Consider the following 24136-nt stretch of genomic DNA (forward strand, 5'->3'; position numbering starts at 1 on the left):
AGCGGCTTTCCTGGCACCCAGTGCAAGCGTGGACGCAGGGCTTGCACTGACAAGTGCTCAGAAGCCGAGGCGGCGGAGCTGGCGGGGGTCGCGCTGCCAGTCCTTCGCGACCTTGACGAACAGGTCGAGGTGCACCTTCTCGCCCAGCATCGCCTCGATCTGGCGCCGGGCCTCGGTGCCGACGTGCTTGAGCCGGGAGCCGCCCTTGCCGATCACGATCGACTTCTGGCTGTCGCGCTCCACGAAGATCTCGGCGCGGATCGTGAGGACCTTGCCGGGCGTCATCTCCTCGACCACGACGGCCAGGGAGTGCGGGAGCTCGTCGCGCACGCCCTCGAGCGCGGCCTCGCGGACGAACTCGGCGATCATCGTCGTCTCGGGCTCGTCGGAGAGGTCGCCGTCCGGGTAGAGCGGCGGGCCGGGCGGCATCTGCGCGAGCAGCAGGTCGGTGAGCAGGTCGATCCGCACGTTCCCGGTGGCCGACACGGGGACGATCTCGGCGAACTCCGCCAGCTCCTGCAGGGCGAGCAGCCGCTCGGCGATCACCTCGGGCTTCACGAGATCGGTCTTGGTGAGCACGCCGAGGATCGGGGTGCGTCCCGCGATCTCGCGCAGCTCGCCGGCGATGAACTTGTCGCCGGGCCCGATCGTCTGGTCGGCGGGCACGCAGAAGCCGATGGCGTCGACCTCGGCCCAGGTCGTGCGGACGACGTCGTTGAGGCGCTCCCCCAGCAGCGTGCGCGGGCGGTGCAGGCCGGGGGTGTCGACCAGGATCAGCTGGCCGTCCTCACGGTGCACGATGCCGCGGATCGCGTGCCGGGTGGTCTGCGGGCGCGACGACGTGATCGCGACCTTCGACCCCACCAGCGCGTTCGTCAGCGTCGACTTGCCGACGTTCGGGCGGCCGACGAAGCAGGCGAACCCGGACCGGAAGCCCTCGGGAGTCTCAGGCTGCGTCAACGGACTTCCCCTCCAGCCGCGCCACGATCTCACGCCCGATGGGCAGCGCCGCGGTCGCCGCCGGCGAGGGGGCGTTGAGCACGTGCAGCACCGCGGGCCCCTCGCCCATCCCGGAGTCCGTGTCGCCGTCCTGCACGAACAGGAAGTCGTCGACCAGCGACCCGTCGGGCCGGACGGCCTGCGCGCGCACCCCGGCGCGGCGGGCGACGTCGTGCGGAGGCCGCAGGTCGTCGGCGGTGACGCCGGGCAGCATCCGGGCGACCGCGGAGGCCATCGCGCTCTTGGACAGCGAGCGGTACATCTCCCCCAGCCCGTAGCGCCACTGCTTCCCGGCGAGCTTGACGAACCCGGGGTCGACCAGCGTCCCGGCGAGCTCGCGCACCCGCAGCGTCCGCCAGTCGTAGCCCTCGCGGGCCAGGGCGAGCACCGCGTTCGGGCCCACGTGGACCGACCCGTCGACCCCGCGCGTGGCGTGCACACCGAGGAACGGGAAGGCCGGGTCGGGCACCGGGTAGACGAGGCCGCGGACCTGGTCGGCCAGCGGCCCGACGAGGTCGGAGTACTCGCCGCGGAACGGCACGATGCGCACGCCGGGATCGAAGCCCGAGGCCCGCGCGATCTCGTCGGAGCGCAGGCCCGCGCACACCACGACCTGGCCGGCGAGCAGGTCGCCGCGGTCGGTGTGGACGACGGCGTCGCGGCGCCGCCGGGTCACCGACGTCACCGCCCGCCCCGTGTGCACCGTGGCGCCGCGGTCGACGGCGAGGCGCGCGAGCGTGCGGGTGATCGCGCCGTAGTCGCAGATCCCGGTGGACGGCACCCAGAGCCCGGCGAGCGCGGCGACGGCGGGCTCGCGCTCGCGGACCCCGGCCTCGTCGAGCTCGCTGACCTCGACGCCGTTCGCACGCCCGCGGCGCACGAGCTCGGCCATCCGCGGCAGCTCCGCCTCGTCCGTGGCGACGACGACCTTGCCGCACTCCGACCAGGGCAGATCGTGCTCGGCGCAGAACGCCTTCGTCTCCGCGCAGCCCGCGACCGCGAGGCGCGCCTTGAGCGACCCGGGCGCGTAGTACAGCCCGGAGTGGATCACGTTGGAGTTCCGGCCGGTCTGGTGCGTCCCGGGGGTGTCCTCGCGCTCGACCAGCGCGACCGACGTGTGCCCGGCCGCGAGCAGCTCGTGCAGCACCGCGAACCCGACGATCCCGCCGCCCACGACGACGACGTCGTGACGCGGGCTGCCCGTCACCGGCAGGGTCACGACCTGCCCTCCACGCGGTGGACCGCCGACGCGTCCGGGCCCGCGACCAGCACCGTCGCCCCGGCCGTGACGTCGGCGACCGCGGCGAGACCCGGGTCGTCGAAGCCGTTGTCGAGGTCCGCCACACCGACCACCGCGGCGGCCTCGAGCCCCGGCGCCCCGGCGGCGACGGCGGCCGCGACCGCGGCCTGCAGCGCCGTGAGCGACAGCGAGGGCAGCGCGACGGTGCAGGCGGCGTAGGTGCGGCCGTCGAGGTCGCGCACCGCTGCACCGTGGGCCGCGCCGGTGCGCGCCCGGGCGGAGCGCGCCAGCGTGACGATCTTGGCGTCCTCGGCGTCGAGCGCGTCGGGGGCGACGGGCTCGGTGAGGGTCGCAGCGGCGTCAGCCACGGTCGTCCTTTCCGTCGCGGGCGCCGGTCTGGGCCAGGTCGCCCGGGGTGGGGTCGGAGCTGCCGGGGCGCGCTGTGTGGTCCCCGTCGTCCCTGTCGTCCCCATCGTCGCCGTCGCGGTGGGCGCCGTTCGTGGGGGCCCCGTCGGCGGGACGGGCCGAGGTGTCGTCGCTGGGCACGGGCTCCTCGTCCGGCGCGGGACGCCAGACCAGCAGGCTGCGGATCCGCATCCGGCCGCGGGCGTCCTCGCCACCCTCGGCGCGCAGGCGCAGGCCGGCGATCTCGGCCTCGGCGCCGGGCAGCGGCACGCGGCCCAGGCGCTGGGCGAGCAGGCCACCGACGGTGTCGACGTCCTCGACGTCGAACTCGACCCCGCACGCCTCCTCGAGGTCCTCGACGGGCAGGCGCGCGGCGACCCGCCACGTGGACTCGTCGAGGTGCTCCAGCGGGCGGTGCTCGGCGGAGTCGTACTCGTCGGTGATCTCCCCGACGATCTCCTCGATGAGGTCCTCGATGGTCACCAGGCCCGCGGTGCCGCCGTACTCGTCGACGACGAGCGCCATGTGGTTGCGGTCGCGCTGCATGTCGCGCAGCAGGGCGTCGGCCCGCTTGGAGTCGGGCACGAAGTTGGCGGGACGCATGACCTCGCCGACCGAGCCGGCTCCCGCGCCCGCGCCGCGCGGCGTCTCCCCGTGGTCGACGGTGCGTCGCACCAGGTCCTTGAGGTAGACCACGCCGACGGTGTCGTCGACGTTCTCCCCGATGACGGGGATGCGGGAGTACCCGCTGCGCAGCGCCAGGGCCAGCGCCTGCCGCACGCTCTTCTCGCGCTCGATCCACACCATCTCGGTGCGGGGCACCATCACCTCGCGCACGCGGGTGTCGCCGAGATCGAACACCGACTGGATCATCGCCCGCTCGTCGTCGTCGACGAGCCCCCCGGCCTCGGCCATGTCGACCATCTCGCGGAGCTCGACCTCGGAGGAGAACGGCCCCTCGCGGAAGCCTCGCCCGGGCGTGATCGCGTTGCCGACGAGGATCAGCAGGGTGGCCAGCGGGCCGAGCAGGCGGGCGAGCATCCGCACGGGCCCGGCGACGGCGAGAGCGAGGCCGTACGGGTGCTGACGGCCCAGGGTGCGCGGCCCGACGCCGATCAGCACGTAGGACACGAGCACCACGACCAGCGCCGCCACGAGCAGCGCGAGCCCGTCGGGCCCGATCAGCTGCAGCGAGACGAACGCCCCGAGGACCGCGGCGGTCGCCTCGCAGGCGACCCGCAGCAGCAGGAGCAGGTTGAGGTGGCGCGGACGGTCGGCGACGATCGCGGCGAGCGCCTTCGAGCCCGTCGCCCCCTCGCGGACCAGGGCGTCGACGCGGGCGCGGGACACCGTGGACAGGGCCGCGTCGGCCGCCGCGAACACCCCGGCCAGGGGCACCAGCAGGATCGCCGCGACGAGCTGGCCGACCAGCGACCCCGTCACCGCGACGCGCCGCCGCCGGCGTCGTCCCCGAGGCCCACGGTGCCGAGCAGACGGTCGTCCGCGGCCCGCTCGCGGGCCGACCGTGCCGCGGCCGCCCGCTGGGTGCGCCAGTCGGCGAGCAGCTCGGCCTGCAGCCCGAACATCGTGCGCTCCTCGTCGGGCTCGGCGTGGTCGTAGCCGAGCAGGTGGAGCACGCCGTGGACGGTGAGCAGGTGCAGCTCGTCGTCGAGGCCGTGGCCCGCGGTGGCGGCCTGGTCGGCGGCGAAGGCGGGGCAGAGCACGATGTCGCCGAGCAGCGCCGGGCCGGACGACGGCGCGTCCGGACGGCGCGCCGAGTCGTACTCGTCCATCGGGAACGACATGACGTCGGTGGGCCCGGGCTCGTCGAGCCAGCGCTCGTGCAGCTCGGCCATCGGCTCGAGCTCGATCAACATGATCGAGAGCTCGGCGAGCGGGCTCACGCCCATGCGGTCGAGGGCGTAGCGGGCGACCTCGACGATCGGGCCCTCGGCCACGGCCACGCCGGACTCGTTCGCGATCTCGATGCTCATGTCGGTCCCGTCGGGCTCGGGTGCGGTCATCGTCCCCGGCGCTCGCGGTTGCGCGGGCCCACCGGTGGCCCGGTGCGCGGGGCGCTCGAGACGGCCTGGGGGCGCCGCTGCTCCTGGGCCGCGTCGTAGCGGCCGTAGGCGTCGATGATGTCGGCGACGAGGCGGTGGCGCACGACGTCCTGGCTGGTCAGCTCGGCGAACTCGACGTCGTCGACGCCGTCGAGGATCTCGCGGACGATGCGCAGGCCCGAGGTCGAGCCGCCCGGGAGGTCGACCTGGGTGACGTCGCCGGTGACGACCATCTTCGAGTTGAAGCCCAGCCGCGTCAGGAACATCTTCATCTGCTCCGGCGTGGTGTTCTGCGCCTCGTCGAGGATGATGAACGCGTCGTTGAGCGAACGGCCGCGCATGTAGGCCAGGGGCGCGATCTCGATCGTGCCGGCCGCCATCAGCTTGGGCACCGACTCCGCGTCGAGCATGTCGTGCAGCGCGTCGTAGAGCGGGCGCAGGTACGGGTCGATCTTCTCCGAGAGCGTGCCGGGCAGGAAGCCGAGCCGCTCGCCGGCCTCGACGGCCGGGCGGGTCAGGATGATCCGGTTGACCTGCTTGGCCTGCAGCGCCTGCACGGCCTTGGCCATCGCCAGGTAGGTCTTGCCCGTGCCGGCGGGGCCGATGCCGAAGACGATGGTGTTGACGTCGATCGCGTCGACGTAGCGCTTCTGGTTCAGCGTCTTGGGCCGGACGGTGCGCCCGCGGCGAGACACGATGTCGAGGCTGAGCACCTCGGCCGGCGACGGGCCGGTCTCGCCGGCGTCGTCGCCGTCGTCCTGCAGCATGCGCACCGAGCGGCGCACGGCGTCGGGGTCGATCTGCTGGCCGCGGCTGGCCAGGACGACCAGCTCGGCGAACACCCGCTCGGCGAAGGCCACGTCGGCGGGCTCGCCGCTGAGGGTGAGCTCGTTGCCGCGGACGTGGACGTCGGCCGCCAGCAGGCTCTCGGCCTCGCGCAGGTTCTCGTCGCGCTTGCCCAGCAGCGCCAGCAGCGCCGCCTCGGGCACCACGATCCGGGAGGTTCCGTCACCGGTCACGTGCTGAACAGTCCTGCTTCCTCGCCGTCGTCCGTACCCCGTCATCGTACCGCCCGGGCCCCGGGCTCCGGACCGCCGCTCACAGCAGGCTCTCGACCTCCGCGCGCACGGCGGTCCACGCCGGCTGCGCGGGGTCGATCACGGCGAAGTGGTCGGCGCCGGGCACCACCCGCAGGCGGGCGTTCCCCCGGGCCGCCTCCGCGGCGGCCACGTACCGCTGCGACTGGTCCAGCGGCACGATCGTGTCCGCGTCGCCGTGCACGCAGACCACCGGGCCCGCGGCCGGCACGAGGGCGGCGGGCGAGGCGAGCGCGTAGCGGTCGGCGACGGTCGCGGGCGTGCCCCCGAGCAGGTCGACCACCGCGCCGCCGCCGAGGCCCTGGTCGGCGCCGGCGACGAGGTCGAGCACCCCGGCCTGGGAGACCGTGCCGACCGGCCGGACGCGGGGGCGGCGGCCACCGAGCCGTCGCGCAGCCGGTCGCGGCTCGCGGCCCACGTGGCCAGGTGCCCGCCGGCGGAGTGCCCGAGGAACACGACCCGGTCGAGGTCCAGGCGTCCCAACGCGGCCTTCTGGACCGCCTCGGGCAGCAGGTCGATCGCGGCGGCGACATCGGTGAACGTCGTCGGCCAGCCCCCGCCGGCGCCCACCCGCCGATACTCGATGTTCCAGGCCGCCATCCCGCGGTTGGTGAGGTCGACCGCGAGCGGGGTGCCGAGCTCGAGCCCGTACGCCGCCCGCCAGTAGCCGCCGTGCACCACGACGACGACGGGCAGGGACTTGCCGTCCCCCGGCGGGAGGTGCAGCACCCCGTACTGGGCGGGGTCGGTGCCGTAGGTCAACCGGCCGGGCGTCGGCGTGCCGGGCTGGGTGGCGGGGATCTGCACGCCGCCGCCGGGCGTCGGGACGGTCGAGCACGCGGCGAGGCCGAGCGCCGCGCCGAGGCCCCGAGTCCGACCGCACCGAGCAGGGTCCGTCGCGGCATGCTCACCCCCACCGCGCCGTCCGGGCACCCAGGGCACCGAGCGCGACCGCGGCCGCGGTGGAGGTGCGCAGCACGTCGGGGCCCATCCGCACCTCGCGGGCCCCGGCGCCGGCGAGGACCGCGCGCTCGTCGTCGGTCACCCCGCCCTCGGGGCCGACGACGAGCACCAGCTCGCCCTCGCCCGGGAGCGCGACGCCGGCCAGCGTCTCGGCCGCGGTGGCCTCGAGCACGAGCATCGCCGCCCCGCGGTCGGCCAGCTCGCGGGTGGTCACGGGGACGGCGACGTCGGGCACGCGCGCCCGGCGGGCCTGCTTGGCGGCCTCGCGGGCGGTCGCGCGCCAGCGCGCGAGGGCCTTCTCCCCGCGCGGGCCGTCGTCCCAGCGGGCGACGCTGCGCTCGGCGCGCCAGGGCAGCACCGCGTCGACCCCGGCCTCGGTGGCCGTCTCGACCGCGAGCTCCCCGCGGTCGCCCTTGACCAGCGCCTGGGCGAGGACGATGCGCAGCGTCGGCCCCTCGTCGTGGCGCCGCTCGAGCACCGTCGCCGTCACGCGTCCCTTGGCGACGTCGACGACCTCGGCGCGCGCCCGCGTGCCGGCGCCGTCGCCGAGCAGCACGACCTCGCCGGCACGCACCCGGCGGACGTCCGCGGCGTGCCGGCCCTCCGGCCCGTCGAGGACGACCTCGCCCCCGGCCGGCACGTCGTCGACCCAGAAGAGCGCCGGGCGGGTCCAGGCGGCGGTGCCAGCATGGGGGCCATGCTGACGCTCGACGTCAGGGAAACCCCCCGCTCGATCGGCCTGACTCACCGAGCGCGGCCACCCGACCGCCGCCGGCCGAAGAGACCGTTGCGGTGCGCGGCGAGGTCGGGGCGCTCCTCGCCGCGGAGCTCGGCGAGCTCGCGGAGCAGCTCGGTCTGGCGGGCGTCGAGGCGGTCGGGCACCTGGACGTCCAGGTGCACGAGGAGGTCGCCCCGCCCGTCGGTGCGCCCCGTGGACCGCAGCCGCGGCATCCCCTTGCCGCGCAGGGTCATCGTCGTGTTCGCCTGCGTGCCGGGCTCGATCGAGATCTCCTCGTCGCCCTCGAGGGTGCGCTGCGGGAGCGTGGTGCCCAGCGCCGCCGCGGTCATCGGCAGGCTGACGTGGCAGTGCAGGTCGACGCCGTCGCGGGTGAAGTACTCGTGGCGCTCCTCGGAGACCTCGATGTAGAGGTCGCCCGCCGGCCCGCCGCCGGGGCCGACCTCGCCCTGGCTGGCCATCCGGATGCGCATGCCGTCGCCGACGCCGGCCGGCACCTGCACGGTGACGGTCCGCCGCGAGCGCACGCGCCCGTCGCCGCCGCACTGGTTGCAGGGGCTCGGGATGATCTCGCCAGTACCGCGGCACACCGGGCAGGCCCGCGCCGTGACGACCTGGCCGATGAACGAGCGCTGCACGTTCTGGATCTCGCCGCGCCCGTCGCAGGTGTCGCAGGTCTCGGTGTGCGTGCCGGGCTCGGCGCCGCCGCCGTGGCACTTCTCGCAGAGCACGGCGGTGTCGACGGTGAGGTCGCGGGCGACGCCCGTCGCGCACTCCTCGAGCGTGAGGTCGATGCGGATCAGCGCGTCCTCGCCGGGCTGGACGCGGCTGCGCGGGCCCCGGCCACCGGTGGCGCCTGCCGCGCCGAAGAACGCGTCCATGATGTCGCCGAGCCCGCCGAAGCCGGCCGAGGAGAAGCCGCCGCCACCGCCGCCGCCACCGCGCGCGGTCTCGAGCGGGTCCCCACCGAGGTCGACGATCCGCCGCTTCTGCGGGTCGGTGAGGACCTCGTAGGCGCTCTTGACGTCGTGGAACTTCGCCTGGGTCTCGTCGTCCGGATTGACGTCGGGGTGCAGTTCCCGGACGAGCTTGCGGTAGGCCCGCTTGATCTCGCCGTCGTCAGCGTCCCGGGACACGCCCAGGATTCCGTAGTAGTCCTTCGCCACGCTGGTCCTCGTCCGTCCTGTCGTTGCGTGCTGTCGCCGCCCTGCGAGGCGAGCGTTCAGCGTCCCCCGACGATCTCACCGACGTAGCGGGCCACCGCACGCACCGCCGCGATCGCACTGGGGTAGTCCATCCGCGTCGGCCCGACGACGCCCATGCCGCCGAGGGCAGTAGTCCCCGCTCCGTACCCGATCGACACCGTGGCGGCGCTCCACAGGTCCTCGGACTCGTTCTCCTCGCCGATGCGCACGGTCACGGTGCCCGGGTCGCTCGCCGAGGTGAGCAGACGGAGCACCACCACCTGCTCCTCGAGCGCCTCCAGCATCCCCCGCAGCGCTCCGGCGTCGGTGCCCGCCCGGGTGAGGTTCGCCGTGCCGCCGAGCACCAGGCGCTCCTCGGGCCGCTCGAGCAGGGCCTCGACGAGCACCGCGGCCACGCTGAGCAGCGGGGAGCGCAGGCCGTCGGGGGCGTCCTCGGGCAGCTCGGACATCCTCATCGAGGCCGTGGCCAGGGGCTGGCCGACCAGCGAGTTGTTGAGCAGGGCACGCAGCCGTGCGACGTCCTCCTCGTCGAGCACGTCGCCGAGGTCGACGACGCGCTGGTCGACCCGCCCGGTGTCGGTGATGAGCACCAGCATCAGGCGGGCCGGGGTCAGCCGGACGACCTCGAGGTGGCGCACCGTCGAGCGGGACAGCGTCGGGTACTGGACGACGGCCACCTGGCGCGTGAGCTGCGCGAGCAGCCGCACGCTGCGCTTGAGCACGTCGTCGAGATCGACCGCGCCCTCGAGGAACTGCGTGATCGCCCGGCGCTCGGCCCCGGAGAGCGGCTTGACCTGGTGCAGGCGGTCGACGAAGAGCCGGTAGCCCTTGTCGGTGGGGATGCGCCCGGCGCTGGTGTGGGGCTGGGCGATGTAGCCCTCCTCCTCCAGCGCCGCCATGTCGTTGCGCACCGTCGCGCTCGAGACGCCGAGGTTGTGACGGTCGACGAGCGCCTTCGACCCGACCGGCTCGTTGGTGGCCACGAAGTCGGCGACGATCGCGCGCAGGACGGCGACGCGGCGCTCCTCGGCGTTCACCGCGTCCACCTCCCGTGCCTCCGTGACGTCTCGCGTGACGTCCCGACCCTCCATGGTAGGCGAGGCGCGGCGAGTGGGTGGGGGCGTCAGCGGAGAGCCGGTTCCGTCGCCGGGACCGCCGCCAGGACGCCCTCCACGCTGCGGGCGACGACACGGGCGAGGTCGGTGCGGGCGCGGTCGGCCCGGGGGTCCTCGCCGGCGCGGCGCCAGCGTGTGAGGGCGTCGAGGGCGAGGCCGCGGACGTCGGCCGCCGGCAGGTCGGGCGGGGCGCCGAGGCGGGCGGAGGCGGACGGCCCGTCGCCGCCGAGCAGGCGGCGGGCCTCCTCGACCTCGCCGCGCTCGCCGGTGGCCGGCCGCGTGTGCAGGGCGACCAGCGTGTCCTGCTCGACGAACTCGTGGGCTCCGGTGAGCACACGCTCGACGGCACCGCCGAGATCGGTCGCGGCCGCCTCCCCGCCGGCCCGGGGTGCGGGACGGCGCGCAGGACGCGCTCGAGGGCGCCGAGGGCCGCGCGGGCCCGGAAGACGTCGCCGTGTGCGACGAGCTGGGTGCCGACGACGGCGCGCAGCTCCTCCAGCCCGCTGCGGCGGACGAGCTCGCCGGCCAGGGCGGCCGAGTCGGAGGCGCCACGGCGGACCAGCGTCGTCGCCAGCCGCAGGCCGTGGACCCCGAACCGGTCGAGCAGGGCGCGGCGGGCCCGCCGGTCGAGGTCGGGCACCCGGCCGTCGAGGAAGCGGTCGGCGGAGAGCAGGAGGTCCTCGACGTCCTCCCGCGGCAGCGCCGCGAGGTCCCGCACGGCGGCGAACTCGGCGCCGCGCAGCGTCCGCGCGGTCTCGGCGAGCAGGCCCGCCACGGGCACCACCGTGCGGCAGTGCCGGCGCAGGCCGGGGTCCGCGCGGTAGCGCCGGGCCACCTGCTGGGCCGTGACCAGCGCGTCGAGGCGGCCGCCGCCGATCTCGTCGGCCCGCGAGAGCACCGCGACCGTGCCCGCGGGGCCGATCCCCGCGCCGCGCGCTCGCCCACCGTCTCGGCGAAGGCGACGTCGGCGTCGTGCAGATGGCGGACCAGGTGCAGCACGACGTCGGCACCGTCACCCGGCGCGGAGCCGAGCACGGACGCGATGTCAGCCCCCTCCCCCGGGGCGGACGGGTCGGACGCGCCGAGGAACGCCCGTGCCCGGCCGGCGATGCCGGGGCGCGTGGAGTCGACGCCGGGCGTGTCGATCAGGGAGACCGCCCGCAGGCTCGCCGAGGGCCAGTCGACGTGCAGCGCGTGCACGCGGTCGACGCCGGTGGCCCCGAGGTCGATCACGAGCGCGCCCCGCCGGTGGACGACGGGCAGCTCCGCGGGCGGCGTGCCGTCGCGGTGCTCGACGGCGATCCGGGCGGCGGGCGCGTCCTGGTAGGTCGTCACCACCCGGGTGCACTCGGCGGTCCCGGTGGGGGCGATCTGCTCGCCGACCAGGGCGTTGAGCAACGTCGACTTGCCCGCCTTGAGCGTGCCGGCCAGGGCGACGCGCAGCGGGCCGTCGAGCCGGTCGCGGTGCGCGCGGAGCACCTCGGCCGCCGCCGGGTCCTGGGCGTAGACCGCGAGCGCCTGGTCGAGGACCGCCCGGGTGCGGGCCGCGAGCCCGCTCACGAGGTCTCCCGACAGCGCGCGAGGAGGTCGTCGATCCCGGCGAGCTCCGCGCGGACCTCCTGCGTCCGGCGTCGGCGCACCTCGACGTCGAGCTTGCGGGCAGCGGTGGCGGCCGCGACGGCCGCGGCGGCACCGGTCGCGACCTGGTCCGCGCGGGCGGTGAAGTGGTCGCGCAAGGTGCGCTGCACCTCGCGGAGCATGTCCTTGGTGTGCTTGCCGAGCAGGAACTGCACCTCGTCGGCGTGCTGGCGCACGACCCGCCGGGCGTCGAGGCGCCGTCGTCGCAGGGCCCGGCGGCGCTCGTCGCGCAGCGTGCGGCCGCCGAGGAGCACCCCGGCGCCGATCGAGAACGGGTTGATCAGCGCCATCCCCGAGAGCGTCGTGACCAGACCGACCATGAGCACACCGCCGTAGGACCCGCGCAGCCCCACGAGCAGGCCCTGCGTGAACTCGATGCGGTCCAGGTCCGGCGGGGCGAGCTCGGGGAGGGCGGAGAGCTCGGCGACGAAGCGCCCGGCCGGGACGGGCGCGGTCTCGTCGGTGCCGGCGGGGTCCGCGAAGTGCTCCGCCACCCGCTCGGCGAGCCACCACGTGCGCTCGCCCGCCCAGAGATAGGTGGTGGCGACGGCACGGCCGAGCTCCTCGGCGAGCCAGGGCTCGAACTGGTCCCAGACCTTGGCCGGATCGACCGTCTCCAGGGTCTCCTCCGCGGTCCGCAGCACCTGGCGCACGCGATCCCGCAGGTCCCACTCGATGTCGGCGGCCAGGTCGGCCACCCCGTCGGCGAGGGTCTGCTGCCAGCGCGCCGAGCGCTCCTTCGACGCGGCGGCGGACGCGGTCGCCTCGGCCAGGGCGGCGTCGAGCTCCTGGGCCCGCTCCGGGCCCTCGAGCGCGGCGAGCTCCGCGGCGGGGGCGGCGCGCAGGGTCGCCAGGACGCCCGCGACGTGCTCGCCGACCGCGCGCCCCGTGCGGACCCCGCCCGGCTCGACGACCCGCCGGCGCAGCAGGTCGCGCAGCACCGCGAGGCCGGAGGCGGTCTCGAGGTCGGCGTCCTCCCGCGCCCGGGCGTGGCGGTCCAGCTCGGCGGAGACGCCGACGACGTCCACGGCGAGCCCGCGCTCGGCGAGCAGCGCGGCGTCGAGGTCGCGGACCTCCCGCCAGGCGGGGTGGAGGTCGATGCGGGTGAGGGCCACGACCACGGTCGCGACGTGCGCCGACGCGGCCCGCAGCAGCTCGACCTCGCCCGCCGCGAGCTCGCGGGACGCGTCGCTGACGAGGACCACGGCGTCGGCCGCCGGCAGCTCGGCGAGCACCCCCGCCGCGGGCGCACCCCCGGCCCGCCCGCGCCGGGGGTGTCGATCAGCGTCAACCCCTCCGCGAGCAGCGGGCTCGGGCTGCCGATCTCCGCCTGCAGCCACGGCGCCTCGCCGGCGTCCTCGTCGCGGCCGGTGACGGCGCCGGCGAGCCGGGCCGTCGTCACCTCCTGGCGGCCCTGTGGCCCGACGAGCACCGTCGAGGGCTCCTCGGCGTGCGCCACCACCGTCGGCAGGGTCGTCGCGACGTCCGGGTGGACGGGGCAGACGTCGGCGGCGACGAGGGCGCCGACCAGGCTGCTCTTGCCCTGCTTGTAGTCGCCGACGACGAGCACCCGGGCGCCCGGGTCGAGCAGACGGCTCCCGTCCCGCGCCAGCGAGGCGGCGACGTCGGCGCGTCCGAGATCGCGGGCCGTGGCCACGGCGCGGTCGAGCACCGCGGCGGCCGAGCGCCGGGCGTCGCCGGGTGCGGGCCGCGTGGGTGTCGTCGTGATCGTCATGGGCTCCCCCGTCGTCGACGGGCGGTGCACGACCAGCTCGTGCACCGCCCGTCACCGAACAGCCTGCTGATACTACGCAGGGTCACAGACCACGATCAGGGGACGAGGTCGAGGTCCACGTCGACGTCCTCGACGTCCACGTCGATGAGGTCGCCGTCGACGATGTCGCCGGTGGAGACGTCGTCGTTGTCCTCGGTCACGTCGTTGTCCTCGGTCACGTCGTTGTCCTCGGAGACGTCGTTGTCCTCGGTCACGTCGTTGTCCTCGGTCACGTCGTTGTCCTCGGAGACGTCGTTGTCCTCCGTGACGTCGTTGTCCTCGGTGACGTCGTTGTCCTCGCTGTTGTCGACGTCGTTGTCTTCCGTGACGTCGTTGTCCTCCGTGACGTCGTTGTCCTCCGTCACGCTGTTGTCCTCGGTGACGTCGTTGTCCTCGGTCGTGTTGCCCGAGTCCGAGATCGTGACGTCGTTGTCCTCGTCGTTGTCCTCGGTGGTGTTGCCCGAGTCGGAGATGGTGACGTCGTCGTCGCTGGTCAGGTCGCCGTCGCCGCCCTCGACGAGCACGTCGCCCTCGCCCGCGGTCACGGCGGTGCCGCCGGTGGCGTCCCCGCCGACCGCCACCGCGCCGCCCGGACCGGCCGACAGGCCGCCGCCGACCGCCGTGCCCTCGCCGAGGACCGCGGTGCCGTCGTCGACCACCTGGTTGCCGTCGCCGACGATCGCGCCGTCGCCGGTGACGACGGTGCCCTCGATGTCGTCGCCGGCCGCGACGGCGCCCTCCCCGGAGGCGACGGTCGGGCTCAGGTCGAAGTCCTGGATGACGTCGCCGCCGGCCCAGATGTTCTGGTCGATGACCTGGTTGAGCACCGTGTCGTGGCTGTCGAAGTGGTAGGTCGTCGTCGCGACGGACAGGTGGGCAACCACGCGGTCGATCTCCGTGACCGGCGCTCCCCCGCCACCGGGCCCGCCGTGGCCGCCACCGTGCCCGCCGCCGTGCCCTCCGCCGTGCCCGCCGTCGGACCAGCTCCCGGCCCACGCACCGGCGCCGGCCCCGGCCCACGCCGCGGCGCCGTCGAAGCCGCCGCCGTCGTGGTCCCCGTGATGACCGTGGTGACCGTGGTGGCCGCCGTCGATCGTCCCGGCGCGGGCGTCCTCGTCGTAGCGGGCGGCGATCGCGGCCGGCGCGTGGTCCATCACCAGCGGCACGGCGTCGCGGACGTCGGCGAGCGTGAGGTCGTCGAGGCCGGCGGCCTGCAGCGAACAGGTCGGGTCGGCCAGGAACTCGGCCCGCGCCACGGGGTCACGGAAGAGGTCGAGCAGGAACTGCAGCAGCGTCTTGGCTTCGGTGACGGGCATCGGGCACCTCCGTGGTCGTCCGGACCGTTCGTCCGGTGCCGCCGAAACGTAGGAAGCGCCGGCGCTCCGGGGAGCGGGGATCGGCCCGCATCCCGGGCGGGGGCCCCGGGGGTGATCCCCCACTGGGCCGTCGGGGGCACGGGGCACCGGGACGAGGGGAGGGACATCCACCCCCCGTGTAGGGGACGCGGACTAGGTGTTAGGCCGAACGCCGCATAACCTCCGCCCATCTGCACGTTCGGTACATGCGTACTGAGCGCTGGGTGACTGGATGGGGGGCGGCCATGACCTACGACCTGGGCATCGATCTCGGAACGACCTCGACGGCGGCGGCGGTCCTGCGCGACGGCGGGACGCACCCGGAGGCGGTGGCCCTCGGGGGTCGCCTCGCGGTGGTCCCGTCGGTCGTCTACCGGGGGGCGGACGGGACGGTCCTCGTCGGGGAGAGCGCCGAGCGCCGCGCGGGCGACGAGCCGGACCGCGTGGTCCGCGAGGTGAAGCGACGGCTCGGTGACGACGTCCCGCCCGTGGTGGGCGGCGAGCCGTGGCCGGCCGAGGAGATCGCCGCGGTGATCGTCGCGTGGGTGCTGGCGCGGGTCGCCGAGCGGGAGGGCGGACCGGCGCGCCGGGTGGTGGTCACCCGGCCCGCGACCTGGGGCGACTTCCGCTGCGACCGGCTGCGCGCCGCCCTGGCGGCGGCCGGGCTCGCCGAGGTGGAGCTCCTCGCCGAGCCCCACGCCGCCGTGCTCGGGCACGCCGCGCTGCGGAAGCCCGTGACGGTCGGCGCCGGCGGACCGGACGCCGGGGTGACGACGGCCGTGTACGACCTCGGCGGCGGGACCTTCGACGCTGCGGTCGCGCGCCGGGCACCCGACGGCACCGTCACCCTGCTCGGCCCGGCCCGCGGGCTCGACCGGGTCGGCGGGATCGACTTCGACGAGGCGGTGCTCGCGCACGTCCGCGCGGAGGTGGCCGACCAGCTCGCCGCGCTCGACCCGCACGACCCCGAGACCTGGCAGGCCCTGCACCGGCTGCGCCGCGAGTGCGTCGAGGCCAAGGAGGCGCTCTCGGCCGACACCGAGGTGACCGTCCCCGTCGTCCTGCCGACGGGCCGGCGCTCGGTGCGGCTCGGCCGCGCCGACTTCGAGGCGCACATCCGCGACGCGGTGGCGGCGACCGTCGAGGAGTTCCTCGTGACGCTCGCCGACGCCGACGTCGCCCCCCACGAGCTCGACCACGTCCTGCTGGCCGGCGGCTCGTCGACCATTCCGCTGGTCGGGCGCATGCTCACCGAGGCCCTCGGGCGCCCGGTGTCCGCCGACGCGGACCCCCTGACCGTCGTCGCGCTCGGTGCCGCCGTGGCCGCCCGGGCGTCGGCGGGCGGCGCGGACGACCCCGAACCCGCCCCGGTGCGAGGCCCCCAGCGGCCCCCGGCGACCGTGACCGGCCTGTTCGAGGACCTGCCCGAGTCCGAGGACGTCGATCCCCCGCGCGGTCGCGGACTGCGCCGGGCGCTGGTGGCGTCGGTGGTGATGGCCGCGGTCGTGGCCGTCGCGGTGACCGTGCCGCTCCCGCTGGACGACGCCGTCGGCGACTCGGTCCGGGGCGCGGTGCGCGACGCGTTCGGGGCGCCGGAGGCGGCGCTCACGGTGCCGCCGACCGCCCCGGTGCCGGCCTTCGCGCCGTCGCCCGCCGTGGCGCCCCCGACCGTCGTCGCCCGGCCGCTGAGCGCCGCGACGCCGCTCGCCCCCGCGGGCGGGCCGGTCCCGGCCGCCGCGGTTCCCGCGATCGGTGCGCCCGCGGGCACTCCCGCCGGCGCTCCGGCCAGCGCTCCTGCTTCTGCGACCGGTACGGCTCCGTCGGGCGCTCCGTCCGCGGCCGCGGCGCGGCCCGCGTCGGCGTCCCCGACCGCGGTCGCGGCCACCCCCGCCGCCAGCGAGACGGCGTCCGACAGTCCCGCGGACCCCCCAGTCGAGCCCACGTCCGAGCCCACGTCCGCATCCACCGAGCCCGAGCCCACCGGGTCCACCGCGCCGCCGGTCGAGCAGTCCGCCGAGGAGACGCCCGAGCCGGCCGACCCACCCGCCGAGGCGCAGACCGAGGACGGGTCGGGCGGGGACACCGCCCCCGCCGAGGAACCCGCCGGGGAGCCGGCATGAGCGCGCCGCCGCTCGCGGACGCGACCACCCGGTCCGCCGCCGACGCCGCCGAGGACGCCGCTCGCGAGGGCGATCTCGACACCGCGCTGCGCACCGCCGACGCGGCGCTGCGCGACCGGTCCGACCCCGACCGGCAGGCGCGCGCGGCCGAGGTCCTCGCCGCCGTGCTCCCCCATCGCGGGCTCCTCGCCCGCAGCGTGGAGCTGCACCGCTGGCTCGCGCGCCGGCGTCCCGCCTGCGCGCCCGAGGCCGCGGTGGCCCTGCTCGGCGTGGGGGCGCTCGACGAGGCGACCGCCGCCGTCGACACCCCCGACGACGACGCCCCGTGCCTCGCCGGCGCCGCCGACACCCTCACCGCACGGGGCGTGATGGCGTCCGTCACCGGCGACTCGTCCGCGTCGCTCTCGCTGCTCAGCCGGGCGGCCGCGGCGCAGGCGGTGTGCGACCGGCCGGAGGTCCGCGGGGACACGCCCGCCGCGCTCGGGGCCCTGGTCGCCCTGCACCGCGGGGAGCCGGAGCTCGCCGGCCCCCTGCTCGACCGGGCGCTCGCCCTCGACCTGGGCGGGCCCGCCCACCGTCGTCGCCACCTGCTGCTGCGCGCCTGGTGCGCGCTGGCCACCGGCGACGGGACCGCGGCCCGGACCCTGCGCGCCCGCGCCGGGGAGACCGGCTCCGAGGTCGTCGAACCCCGCGACGAGCTGGTCGCGGTCGCCCTCGACGTCGCTCTCGCCCGCCGGGCCGGCGACGTCCGCGGCCTGCTCGACCTGTGGGCGCGCGCCCGCGAGGCGCTCGTGCGCCACCCCGTCGACCTCTACGTCCTGCTACCGGTCGGGGAGCTCGCGCTGGCCGCGGCCCGGCTCGGCGAGCAGGGCTGGGTGGCGCCGCACCTCGAGGAGGGCGCCGCCCTGCTCGAGGCCCTCGGGTCGCCGGCGCTGTGGGGCACGCCGTGGCACTGGTACGGCCTGCAGTACGCGATCGCGACGGAGCAGCCCGACCTCGCCACGGGTCACGCCGACGCCCTCGCCGCCGCCGCGCTCTCGAGCCACCAGGCCGTCGCCCCGGCCCGCGCCGCCGGGGTGTGGTTGCGCGTGCTCGCCGGGGAGGTCGACCCCGACGAGGTCACCGCCGCAGCGACGGGGCTGCGGGCCGCGGGCCTCGGATGGGACGGGTCGCGCCTGGCCGGCGAGGCGGCGCTGCGCACCACCGACCGCCGCGCGATCTCGGCCCTCCTGGCCTGCGCGCGCGACCTGAACCCCGCCACCGAGCCCGCCGTCGACGACGCCACCCCGGACCTCCCGACGCCCCGGGTCGCCCTGACCGAGCGCGAACGGGAGGTCGCCGCCCTGGTCGTCGAGGGCCTGACCTACCGGGAGATCGGCGCGAGGCTGTTCCTGTCGGCCAAGACCGTCGAGCACCACGTGGCCCGCCTGCGCCACCGGCTCGGGTCGGCGACGCGCAGCGAGCTCTTCGGCGACCTGCGCGCGGCCCTGGGTCGCTGAGACACGACTTCGGTGGCGAGACCCGCGCTCAGCGCGGGATTCGGCACCGAGGTCGTCGTCGGCCGGGCGGATTCACCGAAAGCCCACGAGCGGGGCCTCCGGATTGCGAGCATGACCGCGTGCCGGAGGGTGTCGAGGTCGGGCCCGAGGACCTGCGTCGAGGTGCCGGCCTGCTGCGCGACGACGCCGGGCGGGTGGACGAGGCAGGCGGTCGGCTCACGGCCGCCGCCGCGGCCACAGCGAGTACCGCCGGCGACGGACCGCTGGCGGGGGCCGCCGACGCCTTCGCCGCGCGCCTCGAGGCCCTGCTGCGCGCGGTCATGAGCCGCGTGCTCGAGAGCGCGGATGCCCTGGACGCCGCGAGCGCGCAGTACCGGGACGGGGACCGCGCGGCGGCGACCGATCTCGGGGGTGACGAGGCTCCCCCGATCCTCCTGCCCGGCCTCGAGCCGCCGCGCTGATGCCGCTGGCCGGAGAACCCGAGGCCCTGCTCGCGAGCGCCGAGCAGATGGCCGGCGTGGCCCGCACGCTCGACGCGGTTCGCGGCGAGCTGGTGGCGCACGCCCGCTCGATCACGGCGGGCTGGACGGGCCTCGCTGCGCCGCAGGCCGCGACACGGATCGAGGGCGACGCCGAGGAGCTCCGCCGGGCCGTGGACGCCGTCGCGGGCGTCGTCGGCCCTCTACGGACCTACGCCGACGAGCTGCGCACCGCGCAGCGCGAGTTCGACCTCGGCGAGCAGCAGCGCTCGCAGCCGGCGACCGTTCCCGCAGGGCTCGCCGCGATGACGTCAGCCGCGGAGCGGGCCCTCGCGGCGAACGAGGCGGCCGCCCGGGTCTTCGAGGCCGCCCTCGCCGTCCCCGCGACCACTCCCCAGACGGGCGGCGGGGCTGGACTCGGCGCCGCGCTGGCCGAGGGCGGGAACCTCGCCGCGTCCCTCGGCAGCGCCGTTCTCCACCATCCCGGCTCGACCTTCGCGGTCGCGGGCGGAGGTGTCATCGCGACACTCAGCGCCGCCGGTGTGCTGGGCGGCACCGCCGCGACGGCCACCGGGGTCGGCTCCCCGGTCGGGGTGCCCCTGACCGCGGCCTCCGTCGCGGGTGTCGCGGTCGGCGCCGGGCTCGCGGGTGCGGGCGCCGTCGACCTGACCCAGCACGCCCTCGGCGACGACCGCGTCACCCCGTTCCGGGTGGACGCCGACGCGGGCGTCGTCGCTCCCTTCGACCCGCCCGGGGAGATCTCGGGGATGACGCGTCACGCCGAGGAACGCGCCGCCGGCCGCGACGGCGGCACCGGTGTCTCGGGCGAGGCGATGGCCGACGCGATCGCGAACCCGACCGAGGAGCCCTCCTATCAGTCGCACAACCGCACCTACGTCTACCGGGGTCGCGACGCCGAGGTCGTCCTCAACGAGGAGGGTCGGGTCGTGACGACGTGGGCGACGTCGTCCCGAGGCTGGAGGAACCGATGAGTGCTCTCGACCGCCTGGACACCGCCACCGCGGACACCCTGCGGCTCGTCCTGGGTCGGCGGGCACCGGACGTCCTGAAGGCCCTGGCGGAGACGGAAGACCCGCCGACCGAGCTCCGCGAGCGCGTGGGGCGCGCCATGCAGATCGAGTTCAGCGGCGAGGTCTCGGGACCGGACTGGGAGCCGTCGCCCCACGGGGTGCGCGTCGACGACGCCCTCGGGTGGTTCTACGCGAGCTTCCCGGTCGAGCGGCCCTAAGTGGAGACACGACTTCGGTGACGAGACCCGCGCTCAGCGCGGGATTCGGCACCGAGGTCGGCGGCAGGGCGGATTCACCGAAAGCCCACGAGCGGGGCTCTCCGGATTGCGAGCATGACCACCGCCGCGGGCCTTCCCTCCTCCGACCCGCCGACCAAGACCTCGGGATGCTTCGGTTTCCGAAGCTTCCGGTGCGGACGAGTCGAGTTCCCGGGGTGTGGTCCTCACGCCCCCGCCAGCGAGATCGCGACCCCGTCGGCGAGCAGCCGCCCCCGCCGCGTGAGCACCGCCCGCCCCCCGGCCCAGGCGTCGGGGGCGAGCAGACCCTCGCGGGCGGCCTGCTCACCGGCAGCCCGGCCCGGGTCGTCGAGGGCCTCCGCGGCCAGGCCGTCCACCGTGCGGAGCTCGAGCAGCACCTGCTCGAGGTGGGCCTCCTCCGGCGTGACGCGCTCGCGGGCCTCGGCGGGCGAGCGCCCCTCGGCGAGCGTGGCCGAGTAGCGCGCGGGGTGGCGCACGTTCCACCAGCGCGTGCCGCCGACGTGGGAGTGCGCGCCCGGTCCGGCTCCCCACCAGTCGCCGCCGCCCCAGTAGATCTGGTTGTGGCGGCAGCGGGCGTCGGTCGAGCGCGCCCAGTTCGACACCTCGTACCAGCCGAACCCCGCGGCGCCGAGCGTGTCGTCGACGATCTCGTAGCGGTCGGCGAGGACGTCGTCGTCGGGCATCGGCAGCTCGCCGCGCGCCACCCGGCGGGCCAGTGCGGTGCCCTCCTCGACGATCAGGGAGTACGCCGACACGTGGTCGGCGCCGGAGGCCAGCACGGCGTCCAGGGAGCGGCGCAGGTCGGCGTCGGTCTCGGTCGGCGTGCCGTAGATGAGGTCGAGGTTGACGTGCCCGATCCCCGCGTCGAGCGCCTCCCCCACGACCCGCGCCGCCGCGCCGGGCGTGTGCCGGCGGTCGAGGACGGCGAGCACGTGGTCGACGTCGGACTGCATGCCCAGCGACAGGCGGGTGTAGCCGGCGTCGGTGATCGCGGCGAGGAGCTCGGGGGTCGTCGACTCGGGGTTGGCCTCGGTGGTCACCTCCGCGCCGCGCCGCAGGCCGAACGAGCCGCGGACGGCCTCGAGCACCGCGACCAGGCCCTCCGCGCCGAGCAGCGAGGGCGTGCCGCCGCCGAGGAAGACGGTGTCGGCGGCCGGAGGCGTCCCGAGCACCCGGGCGGCCAGGTCGAGCTCGCGGCGCAGGCCCTCCAGCCACGAGGCGGGCGAGGCGGGGTCGTCGGACGACGTCAACCCCAGGTCGGATGCCGTGTACGTGTTGAAGTCGCAGTAGCCGCACCGGGTCGCGCAGAACGGGACGTGCACGTAGATCCCGAAGGGTCGCGTGCCGAGCCCCGTGAGCGACGACGCCGGCAGGGCGCCGTCGGGGGGCGCCGGCTCACCGGACGGGGGGACGGAAGGCACGGATCCAGTGTGCCCGTCCCCCGGGGCGCGACCGTCCGGCGCAATCAGTAGTCCCGTCGCACACGTGCCGTAGTCGCCGTCGACGATCACGCCACTAGCGTCCGACGGCATGCCGAGAGGGCTCCGCATGGCGCTGACCTGCACCGTCGCCGTCGTCGCCCTGGTGGGGTGCGGCGCACCGTCGGCGGGTCCGCCGCCACCGTCGGCCACGGTGCCGACCGACGGCGGAGGCCTGTTCCGCGGCGCGCAGCCGTGGACCGCGGACGCCTCGGGGGCGCCCGCCTCGGAGCGCAGCGCCGCGATGGTCACCGCGCTGAACGACGCGGGCGGCTGGGGCAACGGGAACGTCCTGCAGATCGACTTCGCGATGCCGGTGCTCATCGCCGGTCCGGACACGCCCCGGATGACCGTGAACCCCGACGCCGACTACTGCTTCGGCGGGGTGGACTGCGACCCGGTGCCCGCCGAGATGCCGGTGCCTCCCGGCGCCCATCTCGAGGGCTCGCAGGCCCTGACCTGCGACGCCGCGAACGAGGACTGCCACCTGCTCGTCGCCGACCCCGCGGAGCGCCGTCTCTACGAGATCTACCAGGGCACGCAGGCAGGCGAGGGTCTGACCGCCGGCGGCTTCTTCGTCTGGGACCTCGACCGGACCTACACCGACGAGCTGCGCGGCCCGCAGTGCACGAGCGCCGACGCGGCGGGCTTCCCGATCGCCGCGATGACCCCCACCGCCGACGAGGTGGCGGCCGGCCGGATCGACCACGCGCTGCGCTTCATCCTGCCCAACGACCGGATGAAGGCCGACGTCTACGTCCCGCCCGCCACCCACGCCGGCGGGCCGGAGAACACGAACCCCGACGCCCCGCCCTACGGCGTCCACCTGCGCCTGCGCCCCGACGTCGACGTGTCGTCCTACACGCCGCAGCAGCGCGTGGTGATCACCGCGCTCCAGACCCACGGCATGTACCTCGCCGACGGCGGCGAGATCGCGCTGACCTTCGCCGACGACCGCACGAGCACGGCGAAGTGGGCCGACCTGGGCATCGACGCGCAGAGCTTCGCGGGCCTGCCGGTCGACGCGTTCGAGGTGATCGACCACGGGCCCGAGGTCCCGGTCACCTACGAGTGCGTGCGCTCCGACCGCTGAGCGAATGCGGGGCGCTACGGACACTCAACGTCTGCGACGCCACGCCGCTGACACCCACGTCCACCCCGATGCGGCGAAGGTCACCGGACGAGCAGTTCCGGTGGAGACCCCGGCGCCCGGATGGCACGGTTTTCGGATGCCCGCGTTCCGCCCGTTCCTCGTGGCCCGTCGCCACGTCGACCTCGGCCGGCTCGCGAGCGCCCTCTGCCGCGCGGGCTGATCACCGCCCGCCGCACCGGAGCAGAGGACCCCCATGACCACGTCCGCCGCTGTCACGCGTCCCGTCGACGGTCCCGACACCAGTCCGCGCACCGTCCTGATCGCGTCGCTGATCGGCACCACGATCGAGTGGTACGACTTCTTCCTGTTCGCCACGGCCGCGGGGATCGTCTTCCCGCAGCTGTTCTACGGGAGCCAAGAAGGAGGCGGACAGAGCGACCCGACCGTCGCGACGCTGCTCTCCTTCGCCACCTTCGCGATCGGCTTCGTCGCCCGGCCGATCGGCGGCCTGATCTTCGGGCACATCGGCGACCGCGTCGGCCGGCGCGAGACGCTGATCGTGACGATGGCGCTGACGGGGATCGCGACCGCCGCGATCGGCGTCCTGCCGACGTACGCCGCAATCGGGGTCGCCGCCCCGATCCTGCTCGTCGTCCTGAGGGTCATCCAGGGCATCGCCATCGGCGGCGAGTGGGGCGGCGCGGTGCTCATGGCCGTCGAGTACGCCCCGAACGGCAAGCGCGGGCTCTACGGCGCGACCCCGCAGATCGGCCTGGGCCTCGGGCTCGCGCTCGGCACCGGGGTGTTCGCCCTGCTCGGGCTCGTCATGGACGACGCGGCCTTCCTGTCCTGGGGCTGGCGGGTCGCGTTCATCGCGAGCCTCGTGCTCGTCGCCGTCGGCCTCGTCGTGCGCCTCGCGGTGATGGAGACGCCCGCGTTCCGCCGCATGCAGGCCGCCGCCGAGGTCTCGCGCGTCCCCGCCGTCGACGTCCTGCGCGACCCGCCGTCGCGGCGCAACCTCGGCTGGACGCTGCTCGCCCGCTGGGCCGAGGGCGCGTCGTTCAACACGTGGGGCGTCTTCGTCCTGACCTACACGGTGGCGACGCTGAAGATGCCGCGCACCGAGGTGCTCGTCGCGGTCACGGTCGCCGCGATCGTCAGCGCGATGGTCGTCCCGCTGGCCGGGGCATGGGGCGACCGGATCGGGCGCGGGAAGGTCTTCGCCGTCGGGTGCGTGATCCTCGTCGTCGGCGTCTTCCCCGCGTTCGCCCTGCTCGGGACGGGGTCGATCGTTGCGGTCACCGCGGTGCTGATCGTGATGCTCGGGTTCTCCTACGGCCTGGCCAGCGGTGCCGAGTCGACGCTGTTCGCCGAGGTCTTCCCCACCCGCACCCGCTACACGGGCATGTCCCTGGCCTTCCAGGGCGGCGGGATCTACGCCTCCGGCCTGACCCCGCTGATCCTCACCTCGCTGCTCGCCGCCGGCGGCGGCACGCCGTGGCTCGCCGCCGGGTACCTCGCGCTGGCCGGGGTCGTCAGCGCGGTCGCCGCCCTGCGCGCGACGCCCCTCGAGACGCTCTAGGAGAGTC

The 24136-nt window shown here is 75.8% G+C and carries 22 protein-coding genes and 3 pseudogenes; 8 read left to right on the forward strand and 17 right to left on the reverse strand.

The features are described from left to right. Nucleotides 1-57 precede the first annotated feature (57 nt). The 16 genes and pseudogenes from era to ACQPYN_RS22180 form a co-directional block, all read right to left on the reverse strand. Nucleotides 58-960, reverse strand: coding sequence for a GTPase Era (gene era, locus ACQPYN_RS22105; RefSeq protein ID WP_433027705.1), 903 nt, complete (start codon nucleotides 958-960; stop codon nucleotides 58-60). Beyond that, nucleotides 947-2218, reverse strand: coding sequence for an L-2-hydroxyglutarate oxidase (gene lhgO / locus ACQPYN_RS22110; RefSeq protein WP_433027708.1), 1272 nt, complete (start codon nucleotides 2216-2218; stop codon nucleotides 947-949). Before lhgO ends, era begins: the two co-directional genes overlap by 14 nt. Further along, nucleotides 2215-2607, reverse strand: a complete 393-nt coding sequence (locus tag ACQPYN_RS22115; protein ID WP_433027711.1) for a cytidine deaminase — start codon at nucleotides 2605-2607, stop codon at nucleotides 2215-2217. Before ACQPYN_RS22115 ends, lhgO begins: the two co-directional genes overlap by 4 nt. After that, nucleotides 2600-4087, reverse strand: a complete 1488-nt coding sequence (locus tag ACQPYN_RS22120) for a hemolysin family protein (protein ID WP_433027713.1) — start codon at nucleotides 4085-4087, stop codon at nucleotides 2600-2602. Before ACQPYN_RS22120 ends, ACQPYN_RS22115 begins: the two co-directional genes overlap by 8 nt. Continuing rightward, complete coding sequence (ybeY, locus tag ACQPYN_RS22125) at nucleotides 4084-4638, reverse strand: rRNA maturation RNase YbeY (RefSeq protein ID WP_433038991.1); 555 nt, start codon at nucleotides 4636-4638, stop codon at nucleotides 4084-4086. The genes ACQPYN_RS22120 and ybeY overlap by 4 nt, the downstream gene beginning before the upstream one ends. Before the next feature lie 26 nt (nucleotides 4639-4664). Next, nucleotides 4665-5771, reverse strand: a complete 1107-nt coding sequence (locus ACQPYN_RS22130; RefSeq protein ID WP_433027716.1) for a PhoH family protein — start codon at nucleotides 5769-5771, stop codon at nucleotides 4665-4667. A gap of 34 nt (nucleotides 5772-5805) precedes the next feature. Continuing rightward, on the reverse strand, nucleotides 5806-6222 hold the full coding sequence (locus ACQPYN_RS22135; protein ID WP_433027719.1) for an alpha/beta hydrolase family protein: 417 nt from the start codon (nucleotides 6220-6222) through the stop codon (nucleotides 5806-5808). A gap of 32 nt (nucleotides 6223-6254) precedes the next feature. Then, nucleotides 6255-6746: pseudogene (locus tag ACQPYN_RS22140) on the reverse strand (alpha/beta hydrolase); the annotation flags it as partial. Beyond that, on the reverse strand, nucleotides 6712-7515 hold the full coding sequence (locus ACQPYN_RS22145) for a 16S rRNA (uracil(1498)-N(3))-methyltransferase (protein WP_433027722.1): 804 nt from the start codon (nucleotides 7513-7515) through the stop codon (nucleotides 6712-6714). The pseudogene ACQPYN_RS22140 and the gene ACQPYN_RS22145, both read right to left, overlap by 35 nt. Beyond that, nucleotides 7512-8669: a molecular chaperone DnaJ gene (gene dnaJ / locus ACQPYN_RS22150; protein ID WP_274187718.1), complete on the reverse strand. Its 1158-nt coding sequence runs from the start codon at nucleotides 8667-8669 to the stop codon at nucleotides 7512-7514. Before dnaJ ends, ACQPYN_RS22145 begins: the two co-directional genes overlap by 4 nt. Nucleotides 8670-8725: 56 nt before the next feature. Beyond that, nucleotides 8726-9799: a heat-inducible transcriptional repressor HrcA gene (hrcA, locus tag ACQPYN_RS22155; RefSeq protein ID WP_433038993.1), complete on the reverse strand. Its 1074-nt coding sequence runs from the start codon at nucleotides 9797-9799 to the stop codon at nucleotides 8726-8728. Between the two features lie 32 nt (nucleotides 9800-9831). Beyond that, on the reverse strand, nucleotides 9832-10158 hold the full coding sequence (locus ACQPYN_RS22160) for a hypothetical protein (protein ID WP_433039163.1): 327 nt from the start codon (nucleotides 10156-10158) through the stop codon (nucleotides 9832-9834). A gap of 808 nt (nucleotides 10159-10966) precedes the next feature. Continuing rightward, nucleotides 10967-11383: pseudogene (locus tag ACQPYN_RS22165) on the reverse strand (dynamin family protein); the annotation flags it as partial. Next, complete coding sequence (locus ACQPYN_RS22170) at nucleotides 11380-12696, reverse strand: GTPase domain-containing protein (RefSeq protein ID WP_433027725.1); 1317 nt, start codon at nucleotides 12694-12696, stop codon at nucleotides 11380-11382. The pseudogene ACQPYN_RS22165 and the gene ACQPYN_RS22170, both read right to left, overlap by 4 nt. A 41-nt stretch (nucleotides 12697-12737) precedes the next feature. Further along, a pseudogene (locus ACQPYN_RS22175) lies at nucleotides 12738-13196 on the reverse strand (dynamin family protein); the annotation flags it as partial. A 95-nt stretch (nucleotides 13197-13291) separates the two neighbouring features. Next, a complete protein-coding gene (locus tag ACQPYN_RS22180; protein ID WP_433027728.1) occupies nucleotides 13292-14551 on the reverse strand; it encodes an IniB N-terminal domain-containing protein in 1260 nt (419 codons plus the stop codon). Between the two features lie 263 nt (nucleotides 14552-14814). Here ACQPYN_RS22180 and ACQPYN_RS22185 point away from each other — a divergent pair, with 263 nt between their 5' ends. The 5 genes from ACQPYN_RS22185 (at nucleotide 14815) to ACQPYN_RS22205 (ending at nucleotide 19937) form a co-directional block, all read left to right on the forward strand. Then, nucleotides 14815-16710 carry an Hsp70 family protein gene (locus ACQPYN_RS22185; RefSeq protein WP_433027731.1) on the forward strand — a complete coding sequence of 632 codons (1896 nt, stop codon included), beginning with the start codon at nucleotides 14815-14817 and terminating at the stop codon, nucleotides 16708-16710. Continuing rightward, nucleotides 16707-18209 carry a helix-turn-helix transcriptional regulator gene (locus tag ACQPYN_RS22190; RefSeq protein ID WP_433027734.1) on the forward strand — a complete coding sequence of 501 codons (1503 nt, stop codon included), beginning with the start codon at nucleotides 16707-16709 and terminating at the stop codon, nucleotides 18207-18209. Before ACQPYN_RS22185 ends, ACQPYN_RS22190 begins: the two co-directional genes overlap by 4 nt. Nucleotides 18210-18328: 119 nt before the next feature. After that, a complete protein-coding gene (locus tag ACQPYN_RS22195; RefSeq protein ID WP_433027737.1) occupies nucleotides 18329-18670 on the forward strand; it encodes a hypothetical protein in 342 nt (113 codons plus the stop codon). Next, a complete protein-coding gene (locus tag ACQPYN_RS22200; protein ID WP_433027740.1) occupies nucleotides 18670-19680 on the forward strand; it encodes a WXG100 family type VII secretion target in 1011 nt (336 codons plus the stop codon). The genes ACQPYN_RS22195 and ACQPYN_RS22200 overlap by 1 nt, the downstream gene beginning before the upstream one ends. Then, nucleotides 19677-19937 (forward strand): hypothetical protein, encoded by a 261-nt coding sequence (locus ACQPYN_RS22205; protein ID WP_433027743.1) that lies wholly within the window; start codon nucleotides 19677-19679, stop codon nucleotides 19935-19937. Before ACQPYN_RS22200 ends, ACQPYN_RS22205 begins: the two co-directional genes overlap by 4 nt. 224 nt (nucleotides 19938-20161) lie before the next feature. Here ACQPYN_RS22205 and hemW read toward each other — a convergent pair whose 3' ends face one another. Beyond that, entirely contained in the window at nucleotides 20162-21397 is a 1236-nt protein-coding gene (gene hemW / locus ACQPYN_RS22210; RefSeq protein ID WP_433027746.1) for a radical SAM family heme chaperone HemW, read from the reverse strand. A gap of 109 nt (nucleotides 21398-21506) precedes the next feature. Between hemW and ACQPYN_RS22215 the strand changes: the two genes are divergently transcribed. The 3 genes from ACQPYN_RS22215 to ACQPYN_RS22225 all read left to right on the forward strand — a co-directional run bounded on the left by ACQPYN_RS22215 (nucleotide 21507) and on the right by ACQPYN_RS22225 (nucleotide 24129). Then, complete coding sequence (locus ACQPYN_RS22215) at nucleotides 21507-22547, forward strand: hypothetical protein (protein ID WP_433027749.1); 1041 nt, start codon at nucleotides 21507-21509, stop codon at nucleotides 22545-22547. A gap of 136 nt (nucleotides 22548-22683) precedes the next feature. Continuing rightward, the gene (locus tag ACQPYN_RS22220) at nucleotides 22684-22767 is read left to right on the forward strand and encodes a putative leader peptide (RefSeq protein WP_378014923.1); all 84 of its coding nucleotides are present in this window, start codon (nucleotides 22684-22686) and stop codon (nucleotides 22765-22767) included. Between the two features lie 33 nt (nucleotides 22768-22800). Next, on the forward strand, nucleotides 22801-24129 hold the full coding sequence (locus ACQPYN_RS22225) for an MFS transporter (RefSeq protein WP_433027752.1): 1329 nt from the start codon (nucleotides 22801-22803) through the stop codon (nucleotides 24127-24129). Nucleotides 24130-24136: the final 7 nt, after the last annotated feature.

Source organism: Actinomycetospora sp. CA-053990 (genome assembly GCF_050948445.1).
Taxonomy (GTDB): domain Bacteria; phylum Actinomycetota; class Actinomycetes; order Mycobacteriales; family Pseudonocardiaceae; genus Actinomycetospora; species Actinomycetospora callitridis.